Raw genomic sequence first — 19,451 nt, forward strand, 5'->3', positions numbered from 1 at the left:
TTACCTTTTCTTAACGTAGGTTTATCTTACATTAGAAAAAGATTAAAATCAACATTAAACTCTAATTTAATTAAAAAGAGATTCAAGCGCCTTTAAAAAAGCCGTTTAACTATATAAAATATTCAACTCATAACATTTGCACGTTGTTAAAATGAGAGTTTGGCCATTTTTATTCATTAATTCTCATTTAATTCAGTTAACTTATTTTGATGTTCGAATATTTTTTTGAATAAATGTTATACTTAACCTATTAATTAAGTTCCACGAGGAGGTTCTCATGAAAGAAACTTATTCTACAGAAATACCAGTTATTGACGTTTTCATTGCTGGTATCGAAAAACAACGTGAAAATTTAGATTATACAATGTCTGAATTAGCTGCATTAGTCGAAGCTAACAACATGCATGCTGTTGAAGACATTCGTCAGAAATTAGATCGACCAACTGCTGCCCTTTACTTTGGTAAAGGTAAAGCTGAAGAATTCAAGACTGAAAGTGAAGCACAAGGTGTGAAAATTTTAGTTGTAAACGACGAATTATCACCAACTCAAATTCGTAACCTTGAAGCTGCATCAGGTATGGAAGTTATGGATCGTACAGGCCTGATTTTAGCTATTTTTGCTTCAAGAGCACAATCACGCGAAGCAAAACTCCAAGTTCAAATGGCTCAACTTCAATATCAGTTACCTCGTTTAAGAGGGATGCAAGATAAACTAGATCAACAATCTGGTGGTGGACTCGCTAACCGTGGTGCTGGCGAAACGAAGATTGAATTAGATCGTCGTGTGATTGAAAATCGGATTAACCACATTAAAAAAGATCTTGCTGAAATGGACAAAGAAGAATCTACTAGACGTAAACAACGTGATAAATCTGGTATTCCGACTGTTGCATTAGTTGGTTATACTAATTCAGGTAAATCAACGACAATGAACGGCTTGCTTCGTCTAATCGGACAAGATGATGACAAACAAGTTTTTGAAAAGAATATGTTGTTTGCTACATTAGATACAAGTGTCCGTAATATTCAATTTGAAGATAAAAAACAAATTTTATTGAGCGATACTGTTGGTTTTGTCAGCAAATTGCCTCACCAATTAGTAAAAGCTTTCCGTACAACCTTGGCTGAAGCTGCACAAGCTGATTTACTTATCCAAGTGATTGACGTGGCTGATAAACATGCTGAGGAAATGATTCAAACAACTGAAGATACATTAAAAGCTATTGGCGTCGAAAACATTCCGATGATTTATGCCTATAATAAAGCTGATTTAGCAAATATTGATTATCCTACTTTCTCAGATGATAAATTCACTTATAGTGCGCGTGATGAAAAATCACTTAATCAATTAGTAGATATCATTAAAAAGAATGTCTTTAAAGATAACGAAATTATGACTGTTCTTATCCCATTTGATAAAGGTCAACTTGTTGATTTAATCAATGAAAAGGCAACTATCTTAGAAACAGATTATGAAGAATCAGGTACAAAATTAAAGATTGATGCAACAAAAACTATTGCAACCCAATTGCAAGATTACATCGTTTAAAATAATTCTATAAAAAGAGTGCGTGAATCGGTCTGAAATAGCCGATTCACGCACTCTTTTTTGTCGTCATAATCATATCTAGTTTATTGCATGATTCCCGCTGTTATGCTAAAATGCAACTATTCATTTTAGAAAAGGAGGATTCAATTTTGGAAAAAAAACCAGCAGTTGGACTTAACAGATCGTTAGGTCTATGGTCAGCATTATCAATCGTAATCGGAACTGTTATTGGTTCTGGTATCTTCTTTAAACAAGCTTCGGTACTTGACTACACCGGCTCTACTACAAATGCCCTGCTCGCATGGCTATGTGGTGGTATCATAACCTTAACCGCTGGACTAACTGTTGCTGAAATTGGATCTCAAATTCCAGAAACCGGTGGATTATATATCTACATGGAAAAAATTTACGGTAAAATTTGGGGTTTCTTAGCTGGTTGGATGCAAGTTATCGTGTATGGACCAGCTATGATTGCTGCGTTAGGCGCGTACCTTGCTATTTTAATAGTAGATTTCTTTAGTATTCCAGCTGGTTATTCTCATTTAATCGCATTAATTGCAGTCATTTCTATTGGCTTCCTAAATATGCTATCAAATCGTTATGGTGCTTCATTCCAGATTATTACAACTATTTGTAAATTATTCCCTATTGCTGCTATTATTATTTTTGGTTTATTTTTTGGCAATGCAAATGCACTTGGCCAATCTGTTGCAACTGTCAGTCACTCTACAAATAATTTTGGTGTTGGTATACTAGCTACTTTATTTGCTTATGATGGTTGGATTCTGATTGCTAATATGGGTGATGAAATTAAAAATCCTAAAAAGACATTACCTAGAGCTATTGTTTTAGGAATTTCAATTGTTCTTCTTATTTATATTCTTGTTTCGTTCAGTATTATGCGTGTCATGCCTGCTAGTCAAATCCATCAACTAGGCGAAAATGCAACACCACAATTTGCTAAGATTGCCTTTGGCCAACTTGGTGGAAAAATTATGAATATCGGTGTCATTATTTCTATTCTTGGTTGTATGAACGGTAAAATCATGACATTCCCTCGAATTATGTGGGCAATGGGTAAGAACAAACAATTACCTTTCCATAAAGAAATATCTTATTTACATCCAAAATCACATTCACCTGTTATTGCAACATGTGTGGCTTTAAGTATTGCAGCGATTATGATTTTATTTTTTGATGCTGATCGCTTATCTGAAATTTGTATTTTTACAGTTTATTGCTTTTATGTTATGACTTTCGTCGGCCTCTTTATCTTACGCCGTCGGAATAAAGGAACAGATTTAAAACGTGTTTTCTCAGTTCCATTGTTCCCCATAACACCTATTGTTGCTATCTTAGGTGCAGCCTTCGTTTTAGTTAGCGAAGTTCAATCAGATATTGTAGGTGTTTTAATTTCATTTACAATTGTTGCACTTGGTATCCCGGTTTATTTATACGAAACACATAAAAATAAAGATCTATAATAAAAAATGTGTAATGACAGCTATTGTCATTACACATTTTTATTTTTAATTCATCATTTTCCGGGAAAAGGATTATTCACAAAAAGTTGTGTATAAAATTTAATTTCTTGCAAAGTCTGAGCAATTTTATTTTTTGTATAATCTGTTAACTTAGCATCGTTATTTAGTTGTCCATCTTCATTAAATGTTTGATCAACTATTCCCAATAATGTTGGCGTAGGCAACGTGATAAATCCTAATCGATTCAAAATAGGTACTAATTCAGCTGTTGCAAATTGTGCACCGCGCATGTTATCTGAGTAGCCCACAATCTTAACTGGTTTACGTTGCCCTTCAAAAGCCAAATAATCGATTGCATTTTTCAAAACGGCTGGAATAGCATGATTATATTCAGGCGTTAAGATAATAAAGCCATCTGCCGCAGCTACATCCGCTATCCATCGTGCTTCATTTTCAGGTAGTTGTCGATTTTCATTTTGCATAGGTGCCAATTTTTCGTGGAAGAAGGTTAACTGATAGTCACTTAATTTTAGAAATGAAAATTCAACATTATCCTGATTTTTTGCTACTCCTTCAATATACTTAATGACCCTTTTACCAATAGAATTCTCTCTTGAACTCCCTAGAATAACAGCAATTTTCACCATGACATCATCTTCTTTCTAATTTATTTTTCAATCAAACAAACCGTCATTTTATGCCGATTCTACTAACTAATAAAAATGGTTGCTAAAATCTATATAGATTTCAACAACCATTTTTATTTTATTGTCTACGCTAAGCGTCTTTCTAAGTATCTTGAAACCAATGATAGTGCATAACAAACGACGAAGTACATCACTGCTAAAGCGACGAACATTGGAATAACATAATTAGTATTTTGACCGTATACTAATTGTGCATGATACAGTAACTCTGGTAAAACAATGATAGTAGCCAATGACGTATCTTTAATTAATGAGATAAATTGACTAACCAATGGTGGAATCATTTTCTTTAAAGCTTGTGGTAAGACAATCACACGCAGACCTTGCCAATAAGTTAGACCATTTGCGCGAGCACCTTCCATTTGTCCGGGTTCAACAGCTTGAATACCACTTCGAATGATTTCAGCTAACATTGCTGATTCGAAAACGGTCATCGCTAACGTTGCTGACCAGAAAATTGATAACCGAATACCAACATTTGCTAAGCCAAAATAAACGAAAAATAAGATTAAAAGTAATGGTAAATTTCGAATTAAATCAATTATAAAACCAACTATAGCAGATAAACGTTTTACTTTAATATATCGTGTTAGGCCTAGAATAGCGCCAATTATAAAACTGAAAATAATTGAAATAACTGAAACTTCGATTGTTACTAATAATCCTTGTAGTAAGTAGCGAATATTTTCCCAACTATATGCTGCAATAAAATCTGACATATTTTTCTAGACCCCCTTTAACTTAATTTCTTTTCTAAATGTCTCATGTAATAACTTAATGGCATCGTGATAATTAAATATAACACCCCAACGATAATGTACGTGTTGATTGTATCAAATGTTGTTGATGCGATAATATCACCTTGGTACATTAAATCAAATCCAGCAACGAAGGCTAAAACTGAAGAGTTTTTTACCAAATTAATGAACTGATTACCCAAAGGTGGAATCACATATTTAAATGCCTGGGGTAAAATAATATGAAACATCGATTGCATGAATGTTAACCCGTTTGAGCGAGCACCTTCCATTTGTCCAGGATCAACAGCTCTAATCCCAGCACGAACTGTTTCTGCAATAAAGGCAGATGTGTAAATCGTTAGTCCGATTGTTCCAGCTGTAAATCCGTTGATATTCGTAACGTACATAGGTACCACAACGTAGAAAAACATTGCAACAACCAATAACGGAATATTTCTAAATATTTCAATATAGATACGTGCAATAATTTTTAAAATTCGATATGGCATTTCTTCCAAAATTGCAAAGAACGAACCTATAATTAAACTAAAAAATAATGCGAGTACACTTGAACACAATGTATAGCCAAGTCCTGTTAATAAGGCTTGCCAATGTTCTGTAAAAATCGTAATCATTGTTGACTCGCCTCCTTCACACTAAATCCTGGAATATCGCCAAACCATTTGTTTAATAATTTTTCATACGAGCCATCGGCACGCATTTCAGCTAAAGCCTTATTAACTTCATTCTTAAATTCACCTTGGCCTTTATCAATCGCAATTCCGTAAGGTTCATGCGTAAAAGTACCACCAACAACAGCAAAATCAGAATTCTCTTTAACCATCCCATATAAAATACCATTATCAGTTGTTAAAGCATCACCTTGACCAGATTTTAGTGCGGTTAATGCTTGCGCATAATCATCTAGTTCCAGCACTTCTGCTTTAGGTGCATACTTCTTCATGTTAATAACTGAAGTTGAACCCTTAACACCTAAAACAACCATACCGTCTTTATTCAAATCTTTTACGGATTTAATTGAGCTTGTTCTTTTAACTAAAATAGCTTGTCCGGCAGCAAAATAAGAGTTAGAAAAATCAACTTGTTTTTCACGATCTTTAGAAATGGACATCGTCGCAATAATTGCATCAATATTTCCATTTTTCAAAAGTGGAATTCTTGTTTTACTTGTTACCTGAACAAAATTAGCTTTACCATCTTTACCTAAGATTTTTTTTGTCACTGCCTTAGCAATATCAATATCAAATCCTTGGATTTCACCGGTTTTGATGTTCATTAAACCAAATAACTTCGTATCTGCTTTAACACCCCAGTTAATTGTTTTTGTTTCTTTAGCTGTTGTTGCAATGTTGGCTTTACTTTGCGCTCCACAGCCTGCAATAACTAATACCATAGCTATACTCATAAACAATAAGCTAATTTTTCTTAATTGTTTCATATTTTAATCCCCACTCTCACAGTCTTGAGCTCCTTAATGTTTAATAATTTTACTCAAGAATTTTTTTGCACGTTCTTCTTTTGGATTGTCGAAAAATTCTACTGTTGTATCATCCTCAAGAATTTGACCATCAGCCATGAAAATAACACGATCGGCTACTTCACGAGCAAAGCCCATTTCATGAGTTACAACAATCATTGTGATCCCATCATTTTTAGCGATATCTTTCATAACTTTTAAAACATCGTCAATTGTTTCAGGATCTAATGCAGAAGTTGGTTCATCAAATAATAGCGCCTTAGGTTTCATAGCTAGACTACGGGCAATGGCAATTCTTTGCGATTGTCCACCTGATAACATTCTAGGATATGATTGTGCTTTATCATCAAGTCCAACTGTTTTTAATAAATCCATTGCGATTTTTTTATTTTCAGCTTCATCCCGTTTTAAAACTAAACGTGGTGCAAGCATAATATTTTCTAAAACAGTTTTGTTTTCGTACAAGTTAAAATGTTGAAATACCATCCCAACATTTTTTCTGATTTTATCAATATTCGTTTTCTTATCTGCTAAATCAAAATTATCAACTAATAGTTGCCCCTCGTTAACTTGCTCTAAACCATTGATAGTTCTGATTAATGTACTTTTTCCAGAACCAGATGGCCCGATAATAACGACGACTTCGCCTGCTTCAACTTTTAAATTGATATTCTTCAATGCGTGAAATTTATCGTAATATTTCTCCACATTTTTAAATTCGATCATTGCCATACTCTCAATCCCCTTCTCTTAACTCTTTTATTCTTTTTTGTGATACTTTAATTATACTACCAAATGGATGTTTAATTGCAGTCTTTTTTAAATGTACCATATAATCACAAAAAAAGTGATAGCAATGTAGTTATTTGCTATCACTTTTTTACTAATTTTCTTTTTCTTTATAGGCAATTTGAACTTTAACGTGAAATTTATGTGATTCTTCAATAACTGATGATCGACCAGCAACCTTCTGATTACCACCATAAATAGTTGCTGTTGCTAAGTAAATATCATATTGTTCTTTAGCCGTTTCAATATCAGATAAACCAACATGGGTTAGGCGACCAATCAATTGTTTATCAATCTGATTCATTCCAGCGTAAACATTCATTTTTTCGTCTTCTATTTTTAATTCAAAAAATGGAAAAGCAACGGGCTGTGCTAACTCTGACACTGGTTTTCCTGTTTTCTGAATTTCTTTTATAATAGCATCATCTGACAATCCATCATAATCAAAATCTGAATACTTAACTTGCTTCATTTGATCAGCAATTTTTTGAATACTTACTTTTTCGTTTCTATTTGTCCTAAGTGTCGCTGGCATCAGCATTTTAGAATCAAATAGGCCATTCGTTTGAACATAACCTGGTTGCATTCGGCGACGTTTATCTCCTTCAATTTCTTCCTTAGGCGGTCCGCCCAACAATTTTTCAATTTTCGGTGAAGGATCAAATTTAGTTGTTTTATTTGTAAAATAATGAATAACATTTAAAACAATAAAATATAATAAAACAAAAAAAGCAAGAATAAACAAACTACCTCTAACATAATAACCATTTATGAAATATCGTGATGCGATATACAATAAATACCAATTACCAAGAAAGCCTAAAACAGTATAAATTCTATTTTTTAATTTTAAATTAACATTAATAAACCCTAAATAATGGTTTGCTAAATCTAGTAAACTAAACATTTATTTACCTCCTAATCCTTAGTCTGTATTTGTCGTTTCTGCACTGGCTTTGGCTTTGTCAGTCGTTACCGTTTTAGTATTCTTCACGCTACTACTTGTGCTTGTTGCCGAGCTAGCTTTATCCGCATTTGTATCAGTATCTGTACTTGTATCAGTTGTGTCATCGGTACTTGTTTCCGCGCTCTTATCATCCGTTGTATTATCGGCACTTGTACTTGCTGATTTGTTTGATGTTTCATCGGCAGCACTTGAACTACTAGACTCATCTTTTGAACTTTCTGATGAAGAGGACGAATCAGAAGAACTCGTCTCAGAAGATGAACTTACTTCTTTGGAACTCGAATTATCGTCTACTTTAGGTTTAGTTTCCGACGGTGATGAAGCTACTGAAGAAACTGTTGCTCCTTCGTTTGTATTCGTTGTTTTGTTAACAACAACGTTAGTTGCGCCCAATGCAAGTACGATAGAAACAATTGCAAAAGGTGTTATAAATGGTGGCGTTCTATATGCCATTAACTCTCACTCCAATTTTGTACTTTTTCCATTAAACCATTTGTTATTGAAGTTTATTCGAAGATAAACTTAATTTTTCGATAATTTTTTTTGGCATTCATCACAAATCCCATGTAATTCAAATTTATGTTCTTCTATTTTGTAACCTGGTAACTGTTTTACAAAATAATCTAGCGGACAGCTATCAAGTTCAACCACCTTACTACAAGAAGTACAAATAAAATGATGGTGATGTTTGTGACTAAAATCACATTGATATTTTACACAGGCTCGTTCACCATTCATCCGTTGCTCAACAAGACCCATTTCTTTAAATTCTTTGATATTTCGATAAATTGTATTATGACTCATCCCTGGATATTTATTTCTCATATAGTCATCCACAACTGTAACGTCAACATAAGCTTCCTCATACTGACTTAAATACGTTAATAAACTTTTTCTTTGTTTCGTAATTTTATATTTATTTTCTTTTAGTATATGCAATGCATCATCAATTAATTCAGTCAAAAGGCTTATCTCCATTTCTAAATAATAATGGTTACTCTTTAAGAAGAATACCATATCAACTAAAAAAAGCAATCACTCTTAACCTAATGATTGAATTAACTGATCAATCTGTTTCTTTGCGTCAACTAAATCGTCATTAATAATGACATGTGCTATACCTTCAAGATCTGCTGGAAGTTTCATGTCTCGTTTTGCTTCACCAGAATCTAAGCGTAAACTTCGATTTCGAATCGTATCTCCCCGTTTAATTAACCGATCTTGTAATATCTGATTATCCGATACAGACAAATATAAGACAACTGTTTCTTTTGGTAATTCTTTTGAATACGTGATGGCACCTGCCGTATCGAGTACAATTGTCGCATTTTTTGCCTCTGACCAAGCAGCATCTATCGCTTCTCTTGATGAACCATAGTAATGGCGATCATACTCAACATGTTCTAAATAATGAAAATTAAAAAAAGTTTCATCGGATTCAAAATAATAATCGCGACCATTTTTTTCATTAACTCTTGGTTGCCTAGTTGTGTGAGTAATCACCTTTTTGGCATCAAATTGCTTGGTTAGATAGTCTCTAATCGTCGTTTTACCTGTTCCCGGAGCACCCGTGATCACGAATATTCGTTTTTGCATTAAATCATCCCTTTATCGTTTTTAGACTTCTTCATATTATTTAAAAAATTTTTGGTTAATATAAAACAAATGACTTGCATTCATTTTATGTACGTACTATACTAAGCTTCTACTAAAGAAAGTAGAATGCGCTTTCATGGTAGTAAGATATAGAAATACGGAGGATACACACTTATGAAATTTGGAACATTTAGTAAAAACTGGTATACGATTTCTTTAGACACTGAAAAACAAATCTTTATTGCTAGTTCAAAAAATAATCCAGCCATTTCAGGTTCTGGGGTAACAATCGAAACAGCCGTTTCCAACTTATCAACAGAAATGAAATATGTTCAATCTGGACAATTTGTATAGAGGGTAAATGTGAGCTCACGCACATCAACCCTTTTTTATTTGGACTTTTTTACCGATTAAACCTTACCATCAATCGCTTAATGGGTACGTATAATAAACTAACAATGATAATTGTCGAGATTGAATTAACAACAGTTGCAGGTAAACTTAAAAACGCCTGAACAGCGGCGACATTAAAACTAACACCTTTAATCATTGCTTCACCAATCGAAACTAAATATGATGTTCCTATTTTACCAATTCCTGCCGTTGCAGCAATAATGATAATCCAATATTTACCATGATAATTTTTTAATCCTTTCGTAACAACCGTAATTAGTAATGCAATAACCACTACTTCTAGTACAGTAAAATATGACGTATCTGCATAACCATTCAAAATATCAAATAATCCCAGACCAATCGCTCCTGCAATTGTGCCATAACTAAACCCTAAAAAAATCACGGCCAATGCTGCTAGTGAATTACCGAAATGAATAAATGGTTTTCCCACCATAGCTGGGATTGGTATTCTAAAAACTGAGATACCTATATAAATAATTGCCGCAAATAATCCCGCTAAAATAATGCTTCTTAATCTTTCATTTCTCATTTTATTTTTCCATTCTATCGTTAATATCGGGTAAAATACTCATAAAATTAACCCCTAACCTTTGATCAAGTCCTTCATTATCAGAATTACTCATCGCTTTCCATGTTACTTCTACTGCAAATTCCAATGCTTCCCTTAGTGAATGACCATTCATTAACTCACCCACTACGCAGCTTGCTAGCAAGTCTCCTGTCCCAAAATAATGATTCTCACGTTGTTCTTTTAATACCCAACCTGATTCGCCTTCTTTTGTTAGAAAAACAACACCAATTTGATTTTTCTGGTTTGTAACTCCTGTAATTATAACCGCTTTTAAATTTAATTTCTTTAATAAACGTGTTAGTAACTTTTTAATTTCTGCCTCGCTAGGATTTTCCTGATAATTACAGTCTGCCAATAAGTAAGCCTCTGTTAAATTGGGTAAAATTAAATCTGCTTGCGTTAAACATAACATGCTTAATTCTTCTACATAGTCGTTTGTCAGTCCTGAATATAACGTGCCGTGATCAGCCATAACTGGATCAATAACGGTGAGTGCTTTATCATCAGATAACCTATCTAGTAGAATCCCCATCATTTTAATACTTTCTGCCGTCCCTAGATAGCCCAAATATGCGCCCGTAAATTGAACTGGAATAGTTGCCCAGTGTTCTTCAAAAGCTTTTATAAATGGTGAGATGTCTACCTTCATTGGTACTCCAAATCCACCTGTATGACTACTTAATAACATTGTTGGCAATATTGTCGTCCGTTGTTGATAACTAGCTAAAACAGGAACCGCAATCCCTAATGAAACACCACCAACACTAGATAAATCTTGTGCAATCAATAATTGTTTCATTATTCCACCTTCTTCATTTGAAGTTATTTAATTCATTATAAAATGAATACGCCAGAATAGCGATATTTAGTAACCATTTAAAAATAAAAAACTGTTGAAAAATTAGCACTAGGCTAGTTCCTCAACAGTTCAACTATTTCTTCAATTCAATTTTATTTTGTCGACCAATCGCATGTTTTAACATAAACGGTGCTACGATAGTTGAAATAATAATTACCATGATAACTGCCGAATAGTATTCCGTCGACAACAAGTGTGCGGTATACCCAATTTGGACAATAATCAAAGCCATTTCGCCACGAGAAATCATCCCCGCACCGATTACATATGCACTATTTAAATCAAATCCAAGTAACCTAGCACCTAATCCACCACCTAGTAATTTTGTGAGGACGGCCAAAATCGTTAAAATAACGATAAACCAAATATTTTTCATAAATCCATCAAATGACATGCTTAATCCAATACTCGTGAAAAACATTGGAATAAAGACTGCATAACCAATTGGTTCAATATTGGCATCAATTTCTTTTTTATACGGTGTTTGTGCCACTGCAATTCCTGCAAAAAAGGCACCAACAACAGCACTTAACCCCACTAAGTCAGCTAAGTAGGCCATACCTAGACAGATAACCAGTGACATAATCGTAATCGATGAGCCAACTAATAATCGTTCACTTAATCTCATCAAGAAAGGCGCCACCCACTTGAATAGGATTAAAATACCAATGAAGTAAACAAATTCTAATAAGAAGCCAATCCAAATGTTAGCTTGTGCGCTATCACCGGTACTTGTAATATTACCAAATACACTAACTAATACACTTAAAATAACAACAGCTAAGATATCATCCACAACGGCCGCACCTAGGATTGTTGCACCTTCTTTTGAATCTAATCGTTTTAATTCTTTCAAGACTTCGACGGAAATACTAACTGACGTTGCCGCAAAGATAACACCTAAAAATAAAGCCGATTCAAATCCAAAATTATAAATTCGACCAAAGTAATAGACAACTAAGATAGGGAAGACAACACCTAAAGTCGCAACTGATAAGGCCGGTTTTAAATACTTTTTAAGTAGATCTAAATCACTTTCTAATCCCGCCATAAACATTAAAATAATCACACCAATTTCTGCGAACATCGCAAATAAATGATCTGAATGGACCCAATTCAACATTGCTGGTCCAAGTAAAACACCAACTAATAATTGCCCGATAACACTAGGAACACCAATTCGTGTGCTGACATGACCCGCAATTGATGTTGCCACTAATACTAAACAAATCGTTCCTAAAAATGCCATTATTTCTCCTCTCACTTGTCACTATCTATATTAACCATAACATACATTAAAAATAAAAAGCAGCAAATTCCCTCTCGGAATTCACTGCTTATGATTCACTTAATTAAATTAAGCTTCTTCACTGTTAAAAATATATTTTGCTGCGAATGCTGCAATAGCACCACCAACTAATGGTGCAAGAATAAATACCCAAAGTTGTGAAAGTGCATCGCCACCGGCATAAAGTGCAGGTCCAATACTACGAGCAGGGTTAACTGAAACCCCTGTAAGTGGTAAACCAACAAAGATAAGTACTGTTAATGTTAAACCAATCACAAAGCCAGCAATATTACTGTTACCAAATTTTTCACTCGTAACCATCAAAATAATAAAGATGAATAAGAATGCGAATAAGGCTTCAACGAAAAATGCCATACCACCAGGAATTGTTGCATAACTATTTGAACCAAAACCATCAGCAACTTTTGATGTATCTGTCATTGATGAAATAATCATCTTAACCACGCTAGATGCTACAATCGCACCTAAGATTTGACTAACCCAGTAAGCAACCATATCAGTCAATGACATGCGCTTGTTGATGTACATTGCTAATGAAACAGCAGGATTGATGTGTGCACCTGAAACAGGTCCAATAGCATAAACCATCAATGTAATAGCTAAACCAAATGCAAGTGCAATAACAAGTGGGCTACCGTTACCTAACGTAACTGCCCCTGTACCAAATAATACCAAGAAAAATGTGCCGATAAATTCAGCAATATAATTTTTATAATTCAATTTTAAATCCCCCTATATTAGTATCTCTTAATTATACACATAACCATAAACTCATTTCAATTATTTTTTTATTTTTAATTTTTGAATTAAAACCCATGCTGTAATTGGAACCGCTAGAATAACACCTATAATAGAAAATAAAATCATTATTAATTCTGCAACAAAAATTTTATCATTTATAATATCTGCGAATGTAGCATGCGTCTGTACTAATAAAATAAATAGCGCTAAAAAGCCACCAAAGAAACCAAAAAATAGTGTATTAAACGTTGTTCCAATAATATGTTTACCAATACTAATACCAGCTGCGTATAACTTTTTTAAATCAATTGTTGGTGTTTGTTCAATAATCTCATTTAAGCCAGCCGAAATTGCAATCGCACCTTCAGCAATTGCGCCTAAAGTACTAAAAATAGCTGTTGAAATCGCTATTTGCATAAAATTAGCGCCTACTAATAACGAAAATGCTTCTATTTCTTCACTATCTTCTGCACCAAAACCTTGAACTGCAGCAAAATGTTCAACTGGAATAATCAAAAGAACGAGAATAACCAGAACAATTAACGAAGCATAAAAAGCAGTTTCAGTAACTTGCACATTATCATCACCAAGAAAAATCGTAATAGCTAAAATAATAATGCCATTAATTAGGGTCACTGCTACCGGCGGAAATCCTCCCGTAATTAAAATAATCGTAAAAAATAACATGATAAAATTAAAAAATAAGCTTAAAAATGAACGAACACCATTCATTCCTCCAACAATGACCATTAAGACAAATAAAATGGCACTTAACCAACCAATTGTAATCATAATGTGTCATCCCCTTTGATTAATCGACTTGCAAAAAAACTTGCGACAGGTATCGCAATGACAATCCCAATACCGCTGATTAATGTTTGGACAACTCCTAAAGCCATGGTCCATGAAAAAGTATAGCCAATTGTATTGGTCGTTCTAAAGTACAAAACGGCAAGTGGGAAAATGTCAGCAATAAAAATTAAGAATAAGACGTTAATTAATGGTCCCATAATCGATTGTCCAACCTCACGTCCAGATTTAAAAAGTTCTTTCGATGAAATAGTTGGTTGTTCTTTTTTTAATTGAAATAGTGTTGCAACGATATCTGTCGATTCATCCATGACAGCCCCTAGAGAACCTAGTAGTGTGGCAGCAAGGAATAGTTCCTTTGGCGCTTGCGTTGCATAAGATAGAGCTTCGTAATGCATCCCTTGATCATTTGTCAGTTTTAAAATAATGACACTAATGATTAACGATAAACTAGTTCCCGTCAAAGTTGCCAATAACGTGACCAGCATCTGTCGATTAAAGCCAATTACCAAACTCAAGGTCAGTACTGCAAATATTAGAGCAATACCTGCGAAAATCCAAAAGAAGTTCGTAATATTAACGAATATTTCAAATTTAATGGCTAAAAAGAAAATAATCATATTTAAGACGATACTTAATACAGCAATCATGCCACTAAACTGCATAAATCCTACCAGCATACTAACGGCAATCCAAATTAATATGGCCACGACGACATCTCGTTTGAACCCATCAATAATACCAGTTAATCCACTTTTATGAGGATTAATCGTTACAAATACTTGATCATTTTTCTGGTATTTTTGATCATTTGCGCGAGATGAAGAATATGTATTTGGTAGTCTTATTTTTTGCCCTTTATACTTACCATTCATCACAGTTCCAAATAATTTTTGTTTAGTCTGTGTATCTTTATTTTCAAATTCATCTGTTACTTTTTCAGTTTTTTCATCCTTAACCTGTGTTATTTTAACAATCGTATCTGAATACAGTGCTTGATCAAATTTAACACCTATTACGAGTATGCCACCGATAATAATCGTTAGAATTAAAATAATGTTCTTCTGAAGTAACTTTTTCATGGGTTCACACCTCATTTATTATTAATACACTTCCACCAGTTTAACATTTTACAACAAAAAAAGTCCGACCAAAGGCCAGACTTTAATCTATCTTATTTTAACTTTATAAAGCTTTGAAACAGCTAACTATTATCTACTTAATAGACATGTCACGATAAAATAATGTCGTTCCATATGGGTTAATGTGTAATCCGGATGCATCTGGGTTCAATAAGTAGGCCATTGCACCTTGGAAAACAGGTACTGTATAAGCATCTTCTTCGACCAATTGCTTTTCAGCATCAATCAAGCTATTCCAACGTTTCGTTGGATTTGTTGCAAATTCATTTTTAGACTGATCGATATCTTTTAAATATTGTGCATTTTTGTAATCGGTATTTAAATGATAAGCGCCACCATCATTAATAAAGTTAATTGGATCAGCATAATCTGGTGTCCATGTCCCATAAACGATATCAAATTGGTAAGCCGTTGTTGCTGCTAATCGCGATTTAATTGGAATATTACGTGCGTTAATTTTTAATCCAGGTAAGTTACTCTCTAACTGCGCTTGCAAGTATTCAATCACTTGTTTAGCTTCTGGCGTATCAGAACCCAATATTTCAATTGTTAAGTCCTTCTTACCGATCTCTTTAAGTCCTTTTTCCCATTCTGCTTTAGCTTCTTTTTTATTAAAAGCAAGCAAGTCTCCTGCTTCTTTACGGTAATCTTCCCCATTAATCGGATTTGACACAAATTTAGCTGGGACGATTCCATTTAATGCAGATGAACCATCATTAAGAATTTTGCTAGCTAATAATTTTTTATTAAATCCTAGCGCAATTGCTTTACGAATATGTTTATTACCAGTTGCCTCACGCTTAGTATTAAAACCTAAATAACCAATCATTGGTGTTTTACGTGTTGCGAACCCTTTTTCATTCTTATATTGTTTAACATAATCATTTGCTAACATTGAGAAATCAATCTTCCCTGTTTGATATAACTTGCCAGCAGTTGCACCATCTTTAACAACTTGAACGTCAACTTTAGCTAACTTAACTGATTTAGCGTTCCAATAACTGGTATTTTTAACATATGACCATTTGTTATTAGTTCCTTCCCAATCAGTTAATTTATAAGGACCATTCACAATCATATGTTGTGAATCCGTTGCATATTGACTACCTTGTTTTTTAACGTAAGCTTCATTTTGAGGTACAAATGGTGCACCCGTTAATACTTCTGGTAAATAGCTAATTGGTTGTGCCAGAGTAACTTCTAATGTTGTTTTATTCAGCGCTTTAACACCTAACTTATCAACGGCCATCTTGCCATTTCGGATAGCAAACCCATTTTTAATAATATCAATTCGTTGTGAATTAGGTGATGCTGTTTTAGGATTTGCTAGTTTTTGCCAAGCGTAAACAAAGTCATTTGCTGTAACAGGAGTCCCATTTGACCAGTTCTCAGCTCTTAATTTATAGGTGTAAACTGTTTTTGCTTTGTTAACCGTCACACTTTTTGCTGCAGCTAACACTGGTTTATTTTTTTGATTATACGTATACAATCCTTCATAAACGTTTTGTATTGCTTCAACACTAAATGTATCACTGTATTTAGTAGAATCTAAAGTGCCTAATTGATCAGTTACAGCCACTTTTAATATGTTATCGTCTTTCGTCGCTGTTTTTGAACAAGCAGCTAGCACCCCTATAAACATGATACTTAAAACTACCGCAATTTTCCTTCTCACTTTAGACACTCTCCTTTTTTAGTTACCTTAATGTGATTAACTTTACCTAGTTACTTATTTTTTGTCAATAAAGACGTATCATTTCAACCAACTTTACATTTAAGCTATACTTAACCCAGTGTCTTACTCAATTCTGAAAGGAAGTTTTTGACTTATGAAAAATAATCAATTTGCTAACTATACACCTACTTTTGAGACACAAATAAAAGAACTTAAAGCTATTAATTTGTATATAGCCTCCGAAACCAATCCTACACATTTATTTGAACAATTACTCAATAAAATTCTCATCGACTATCAAACAATCGGTGCGAAACAACAAAAAATGATGTCCTTATTAGCGACAGAATCCATTTCTGTTTATGAATTTTTTACTACAAAAAAGGAATTAACACCTGTTATCTTTTATAATGTTGCATTACAGTTACTAGAATTTGAAGTCGATGTCGATTTCAAAATTGATGACCCATTTACGGCAATGGCTAAAATTCAGTTACCTTCTATTGAAATTATTGAATCCGTTAATGATTTTTGGTCCGCATGGTATCTCTTACTGACAACACATACCAAAAATGGCCAAGTCTTCACAGATACACTAGCAAATAAAGGGTACTTTGTTTCATTTTATAAAGATGCGAAACCTTTATTTTTCAATGGAAAAGCGCAACCTGTTTTTGATACAACTAAACTGATTCGTGAAGTCGTCTACGTTGAAGCCCCATTAGATACTGACCAAGATGGTCAACGTGATTTATTAAAAACAGAAATTTTAAGACCACTAGTTACATCCGGACTAAAAGTACCTATTCTTTATACAGCAAGTCCTTACAATCAAGGCACAAATGATGATTCTGAATTAATGCGCAACGTTGATATCCCGCTTACCGAAAAACCAGTTACTGAATTAACTGAATCTGATATCACCTATAACTATCAGAAATCCAACTTACCCGAACCACGATCAATCCTCTCAGAATCAACAGAAACTGAGCAAACCTTTAGCCGTGAATCTTCGTATACATTCAACGATTACATGCTAGCTAGAGGATTTGCAATCGTCTATGCAGCTGGTATTGGTACTCGAGAATCAGATGGTATTCGTACTTGTGGGAGTGTTGAAGAAACGGTATCAACCGTCGCCATTATTGAATGGCTAACGGGACATCGGCAAGCATTCACAAATAAACTCGATAATCGATCAATTAAAGCCACTTGGAGTAATGGTAACGTTGCTATGACTGGTAAATCTTACCTTGGTACGCTTGCTACTGCAGCTGCAACAACTGGTGTATCCGGCTTAAAAACAATCATTTCTGAAGCCGCTATTTCAAGTTGGTATGATTATTATCGTGAAAATGGACTAGTCGTCGCGCCTGAAGCTTGCCAAGGTGAAGATGCAGATGTTTTAGCTGCGCTTTGTTTAAGTCGCCAAAAAGATGCCGCCGACTACGCTAATATTCAAGACTACTTTGACAAAGTTATGAATCGATTATCTATAGGACAAGACCGTGCATCTGGTAATTACAATAAATTTTGGGATGAACGTAATTATTTAAACCAAACTAAAAATATCAAAGCAAATATTGTTATGGTCCATGGTTTAAATGATTGGAACGTCAAACCTCGCCAAGTTGAACAACTTTGGCAAGCATTACGTCCTTTACCTATTGTTAAAAAATTATTCTTACACCAAGGTAAACATATCTATATCAATAACTTTCGCTCATTAGATTTCACTGATATGATGAATTTATGGTTATCAAATCAACTTTATAATATCGAAAATGGTGCTGAGACACTTATTCCCAATGTCACCATACAAGATAACCTAGAAGCTGAAACGTGGCACACTTATGATGATTGGGCAGACCCGGATTCTCCTACCCAATCCTATCATTTCCAACAAAATAAATTAACACAATCAGTCACATCAGATGCTCACCAATTTGCTACTTTCAAAGATAACTTACCAACTGACCTTTTTAACAACTACGTCAGAGATAATCATCTTTGGAATCAAGCTTTAGTTTCAACTAAAGAAACAGAAATGGCTAAAAATAGAATCCAATTAATCTCAGAACCATTAACAGAACCGCTGTTTATTTCCGGTTCTGCTCACATAAAATTGTCTGTTGCAGCACTACAAACAAAAGGGCTCATTAGTTGCATGCTTATCGATTATGGTGAAGAAAATAGACTCACCCCCGTGCCATCCATTCTCAAACGAAAATCTTTAGATATGGGATTTCATTGGCGTGAAGATGATTTGGTTGAATTTACTAAAAATCCCACAAAAACTCCTTGGAAAATGATTTCCAAAGGTCATATCAATTTACAAAATAGGACAAATCGTTATCAAAATGATTCTGTCCTTCCAGGAACTTTCAACACAGTAGATTTTGATTTACAACCAACTGCCTATCACATTAAGGAAGGTCATCAGATTGAATTAATCATTTACGCAACAGATTTTGGGATGACTTTACGAAATAACGATTCAGATAGTTATACTATTAACTTAGCTAATTCGCGTCTTAAAATTCCTTATCAATCTGTTAGTACAGTATCATTATTCTAAATAAAAAAGAAAATCATCA

20 protein-coding genes are annotated in these 19,451 nt (G+C 34.0%); 4 read left to right on the top strand and 16 right to left on the bottom strand.

Annotated elements, in window-relative coordinates; genetic code table 11:
* The first annotated feature begins 277 nt into the window (after nucleotides 1-277).
* On the top strand, nucleotides 278-1,549 hold the full coding sequence (gene hflX / locus AC1RPV_RS00490) for a GTPase HflX (RefSeq protein ID WP_481760927.1): 1,272 nt from the start codon (nucleotides 278-280) through the stop codon (nucleotides 1,547-1,549).
* Between the two features lie 146 nt (nucleotides 1,550-1,695).
* Nucleotides 1,696-3,033 (top strand): APC family permease, encoded by a 1,338-nt coding sequence (locus AC1RPV_RS00495; protein WP_481761139.1) that lies wholly within the window; start codon nucleotides 1,696-1,698, stop codon nucleotides 3,031-3,033.
* Between the two features lie 53 nt (nucleotides 3,034-3,086).
* On the opposite strand, the gene AC1RPV_RS00500 is transcribed toward AC1RPV_RS00495, so the two are convergent.
* The 9 genes from AC1RPV_RS00500 to AC1RPV_RS00540 form a co-directional block, all read right to left on the bottom strand.
* Complete coding sequence (locus AC1RPV_RS00500; RefSeq protein WP_481760928.1) at nucleotides 3,087-3,680, bottom strand: NADPH-dependent FMN reductase; 594 nt, start codon at nucleotides 3,678-3,680, stop codon at nucleotides 3,087-3,089.
* Between the two features lie 125 nt (nucleotides 3,681-3,805).
* Nucleotides 3,806-4,459, bottom strand: coding sequence for an amino acid ABC transporter permease (locus tag AC1RPV_RS00505; protein WP_409021664.1), 654 nt, complete (start codon nucleotides 4,457-4,459; stop codon nucleotides 3,806-3,808).
* A gap of 17 nt (nucleotides 4,460-4,476) precedes the next feature.
* Nucleotides 4,477-5,115, bottom strand: coding sequence for an amino acid ABC transporter permease (locus AC1RPV_RS00510; RefSeq protein WP_481760929.1), 639 nt, complete (start codon nucleotides 5,113-5,115; stop codon nucleotides 4,477-4,479).
* Nucleotides 5,112-5,939 (bottom strand): glutamate ABC transporter substrate-binding protein, encoded by an 828-nt coding sequence (locus AC1RPV_RS00515; RefSeq protein ID WP_481760930.1) that lies wholly within the window; start codon nucleotides 5,937-5,939, stop codon nucleotides 5,112-5,114. Before AC1RPV_RS00515 ends, AC1RPV_RS00510 begins: the two co-directional genes overlap by 4 nt.
* A gap of 33 nt (nucleotides 5,940-5,972) precedes the next feature.
* Entirely contained in the window at nucleotides 5,973-6,710 is a 738-nt protein-coding gene (locus AC1RPV_RS00520) for an amino acid ABC transporter ATP-binding protein (protein ID WP_409021667.1), read from the bottom strand.
* Nucleotides 6,711-6,861: 151 nt separating this feature from the next.
* A complete protein-coding gene (locus AC1RPV_RS00525) occupies nucleotides 6,862-7,674 on the bottom strand; it encodes a DUF6681 family protein (RefSeq protein ID WP_481760931.1) in 813 nt (270 codons plus the stop codon).
* 18 nt (nucleotides 7,675-7,692) lie between these two features.
* Nucleotides 7,693-8,187: a hypothetical protein gene (locus AC1RPV_RS00530; protein ID WP_481760932.1), complete on the bottom strand. Its 495-nt coding sequence runs from the start codon at nucleotides 8,185-8,187 to the stop codon at nucleotides 7,693-7,695.
* 69 nt (nucleotides 8,188-8,256) lie between these two features.
* On the bottom strand, nucleotides 8,257-8,697 hold the full coding sequence (locus AC1RPV_RS00535; protein WP_409021670.1) for a Fur family transcriptional regulator: 441 nt from the start codon (nucleotides 8,695-8,697) through the stop codon (nucleotides 8,257-8,259).
* Between the two features lie 78 nt (nucleotides 8,698-8,775).
* Nucleotides 8,776-9,330: a guanylate kinase gene (locus AC1RPV_RS00540; protein ID WP_481760933.1), complete on the bottom strand. Its 555-nt coding sequence runs from the start codon at nucleotides 9,328-9,330 to the stop codon at nucleotides 8,776-8,778.
* A gap of 174 nt (nucleotides 9,331-9,504) precedes the next feature.
* Between AC1RPV_RS00540 and AC1RPV_RS00545 the strand changes: the two genes are divergently transcribed.
* Nucleotides 9,505-9,684, top strand: a complete 180-nt coding sequence (locus tag AC1RPV_RS00545; RefSeq protein WP_409021673.1) for a hypothetical protein — start codon at nucleotides 9,505-9,507, stop codon at nucleotides 9,682-9,684.
* Nucleotides 9,685-9,733: 49 nt separating this feature from the next.
* On the opposite strand, the gene AC1RPV_RS00550 is transcribed toward AC1RPV_RS00545, so the two are convergent.
* The 7 genes from AC1RPV_RS00550 to AC1RPV_RS00580 form a co-directional block, all read right to left on the bottom strand.
* Nucleotides 9,734-10,276 carry an ECF transporter S component gene (locus tag AC1RPV_RS00550; RefSeq protein WP_481760934.1) on the bottom strand — a complete coding sequence of 181 codons (543 nt, stop codon included), beginning with the start codon at nucleotides 10,274-10,276 and terminating at the stop codon, nucleotides 9,734-9,736.
* A gap of 1 nt (nucleotide 10,277) precedes the next feature.
* Entirely contained in the window at nucleotides 10,278-11,117 is an 840-nt protein-coding gene (locus tag AC1RPV_RS00555) for a pyridoxamine kinase (RefSeq protein WP_481760935.1), read from the bottom strand.
* 133 nt (nucleotides 11,118-11,250) lie between these two features.
* The gene (locus AC1RPV_RS00560) at nucleotides 11,251-12,426 is read right to left on the bottom strand and encodes a cation:proton antiporter (protein WP_481760936.1); all 1,176 of its coding nucleotides are present in this window, start codon (nucleotides 12,424-12,426) and stop codon (nucleotides 11,251-11,253) included.
* Between the two features lie 108 nt (nucleotides 12,427-12,534).
* Complete coding sequence (locus tag AC1RPV_RS00565) at nucleotides 12,535-13,206, bottom strand: MIP/aquaporin family protein (RefSeq protein WP_481760937.1); 672 nt, start codon at nucleotides 13,204-13,206, stop codon at nucleotides 12,535-12,537.
* A gap of 60 nt (nucleotides 13,207-13,266) precedes the next feature.
* A complete protein-coding gene (locus AC1RPV_RS00570; protein WP_481760938.1) occupies nucleotides 13,267-14,019 on the bottom strand; it encodes a YibE/F family protein in 753 nt (250 codons plus the stop codon).
* The gene (locus AC1RPV_RS00575; protein ID WP_481760939.1) at nucleotides 14,016-15,119 is read right to left on the bottom strand and encodes a YibE/F family protein; all 1,104 of its coding nucleotides are present in this window, start codon (nucleotides 15,117-15,119) and stop codon (nucleotides 14,016-14,018) included. The genes AC1RPV_RS00570 and AC1RPV_RS00575 overlap by 4 nt, the downstream gene beginning before the upstream one ends.
* Before the next feature lie 133 nt (nucleotides 15,120-15,252).
* Nucleotides 15,253-16,854: a peptide ABC transporter substrate-binding protein gene (locus tag AC1RPV_RS00580; protein WP_481760940.1), complete on the bottom strand. Its 1,602-nt coding sequence runs from the start codon at nucleotides 16,852-16,854 to the stop codon at nucleotides 15,253-15,255.
* A 154-nt stretch (nucleotides 16,855-17,008) separates the two neighbouring features.
* Between AC1RPV_RS00580 and AC1RPV_RS00585 the strand changes: the two genes are divergently transcribed.
* Nucleotides 17,009-19,432, top strand: coding sequence for a Xaa-Pro dipeptidyl-peptidase (locus AC1RPV_RS00585; protein ID WP_481760941.1), 2,424 nt, complete (start codon nucleotides 17,009-17,011; stop codon nucleotides 19,430-19,432).
* Nucleotides 19,433-19,451: the final 19 nt, after the last annotated feature.

This window comes from Dellaglioa sp. CoH-55-MRSF-9, assembly GCF_056782155.1.

Coding starts and splice junctions, on each gene's coding strand:
- AC1RPV_RS00515 (WP_481760930.1), bottom strand. CDS start 5,939: ATGAAACAATTAAGAAAAATTAGCTTATTGTTTATGAGTATAGCTATG.
- AC1RPV_RS00575 (WP_481760939.1), bottom strand. CDS start 15,119: ATGAAAAAGTTACTTCAGAAGAACATTATTTTAATTCTAACGATTATT.
- hflX (WP_481760927.1), top strand. CDS start 278: ATGAAAGAAACTTATTCTACAGAAATACCAGTTATTGACGTTTTCATT.
- AC1RPV_RS00585 (WP_481760941.1), top strand. CDS start 17,009: ATGAAAAATAATCAATTTGCTAACTATACACCTACTTTTGAGACACAA.
- AC1RPV_RS00550 (WP_481760934.1), bottom strand. CDS start 10,276: ATGAGAAATGAAAGATTAAGAAGCATTATTTTAGCGGGATTATTTGCG.
- AC1RPV_RS00505 (WP_409021664.1), bottom strand. CDS start 4,459: ATGTCAGATTTTATTGCAGCATATAGTTGGGAAAATATTCGCTACTTA.
- AC1RPV_RS00555 (WP_481760935.1), bottom strand. CDS start 11,117: ATGAAACAATTATTGATTGCACAAGATTTATCTAGTGTTGGTGGTGTT.
- AC1RPV_RS00560 (WP_481760936.1), bottom strand. CDS start 12,426: ATGGCATTTTTAGGAACGATTTGTTTAGTATTAGTGGCAACATCAATT.
- AC1RPV_RS00525 (WP_481760931.1), bottom strand. CDS start 7,674: ATGTTTAGTTTACTAGATTTAGCAAACCATTATTTAGGGTTTATTAAT.
- AC1RPV_RS00540 (WP_481760933.1), bottom strand. CDS start 9,330: ATGCAAAAACGAATATTCGTGATCACGGGTGCTCCGGGAACAGGTAAA.
- AC1RPV_RS00545 (WP_409021673.1), top strand. CDS start 9,505: ATGAAATTTGGAACATTTAGTAAAAACTGGTATACGATTTCTTTAGAC.
- AC1RPV_RS00520 (WP_409021667.1), bottom strand. CDS start 6,710: ATGGCAATGATCGAATTTAAAAATGTGGAGAAATATTACGATAAATTT.
- AC1RPV_RS00500 (WP_481760928.1), bottom strand. CDS start 3,680: ATGGTGAAAATTGCTGTTATTCTAGGGAGTTCAAGAGAGAATTCTATT.
- AC1RPV_RS00510 (WP_481760929.1), bottom strand. CDS start 5,115: ATGATTACGATTTTTACAGAACATTGGCAAGCCTTATTAACAGGACTT.
- AC1RPV_RS00570 (WP_481760938.1), bottom strand. CDS start 14,019: ATGATTACAATTGGTTGGTTAAGTGCCATTTTATTTGTCTTAATGGTC.
- AC1RPV_RS00530 (WP_481760932.1), bottom strand. CDS start 8,187: ATGGCATATAGAACGCCACCATTTATAACACCTTTTGCAATTGTTTCT.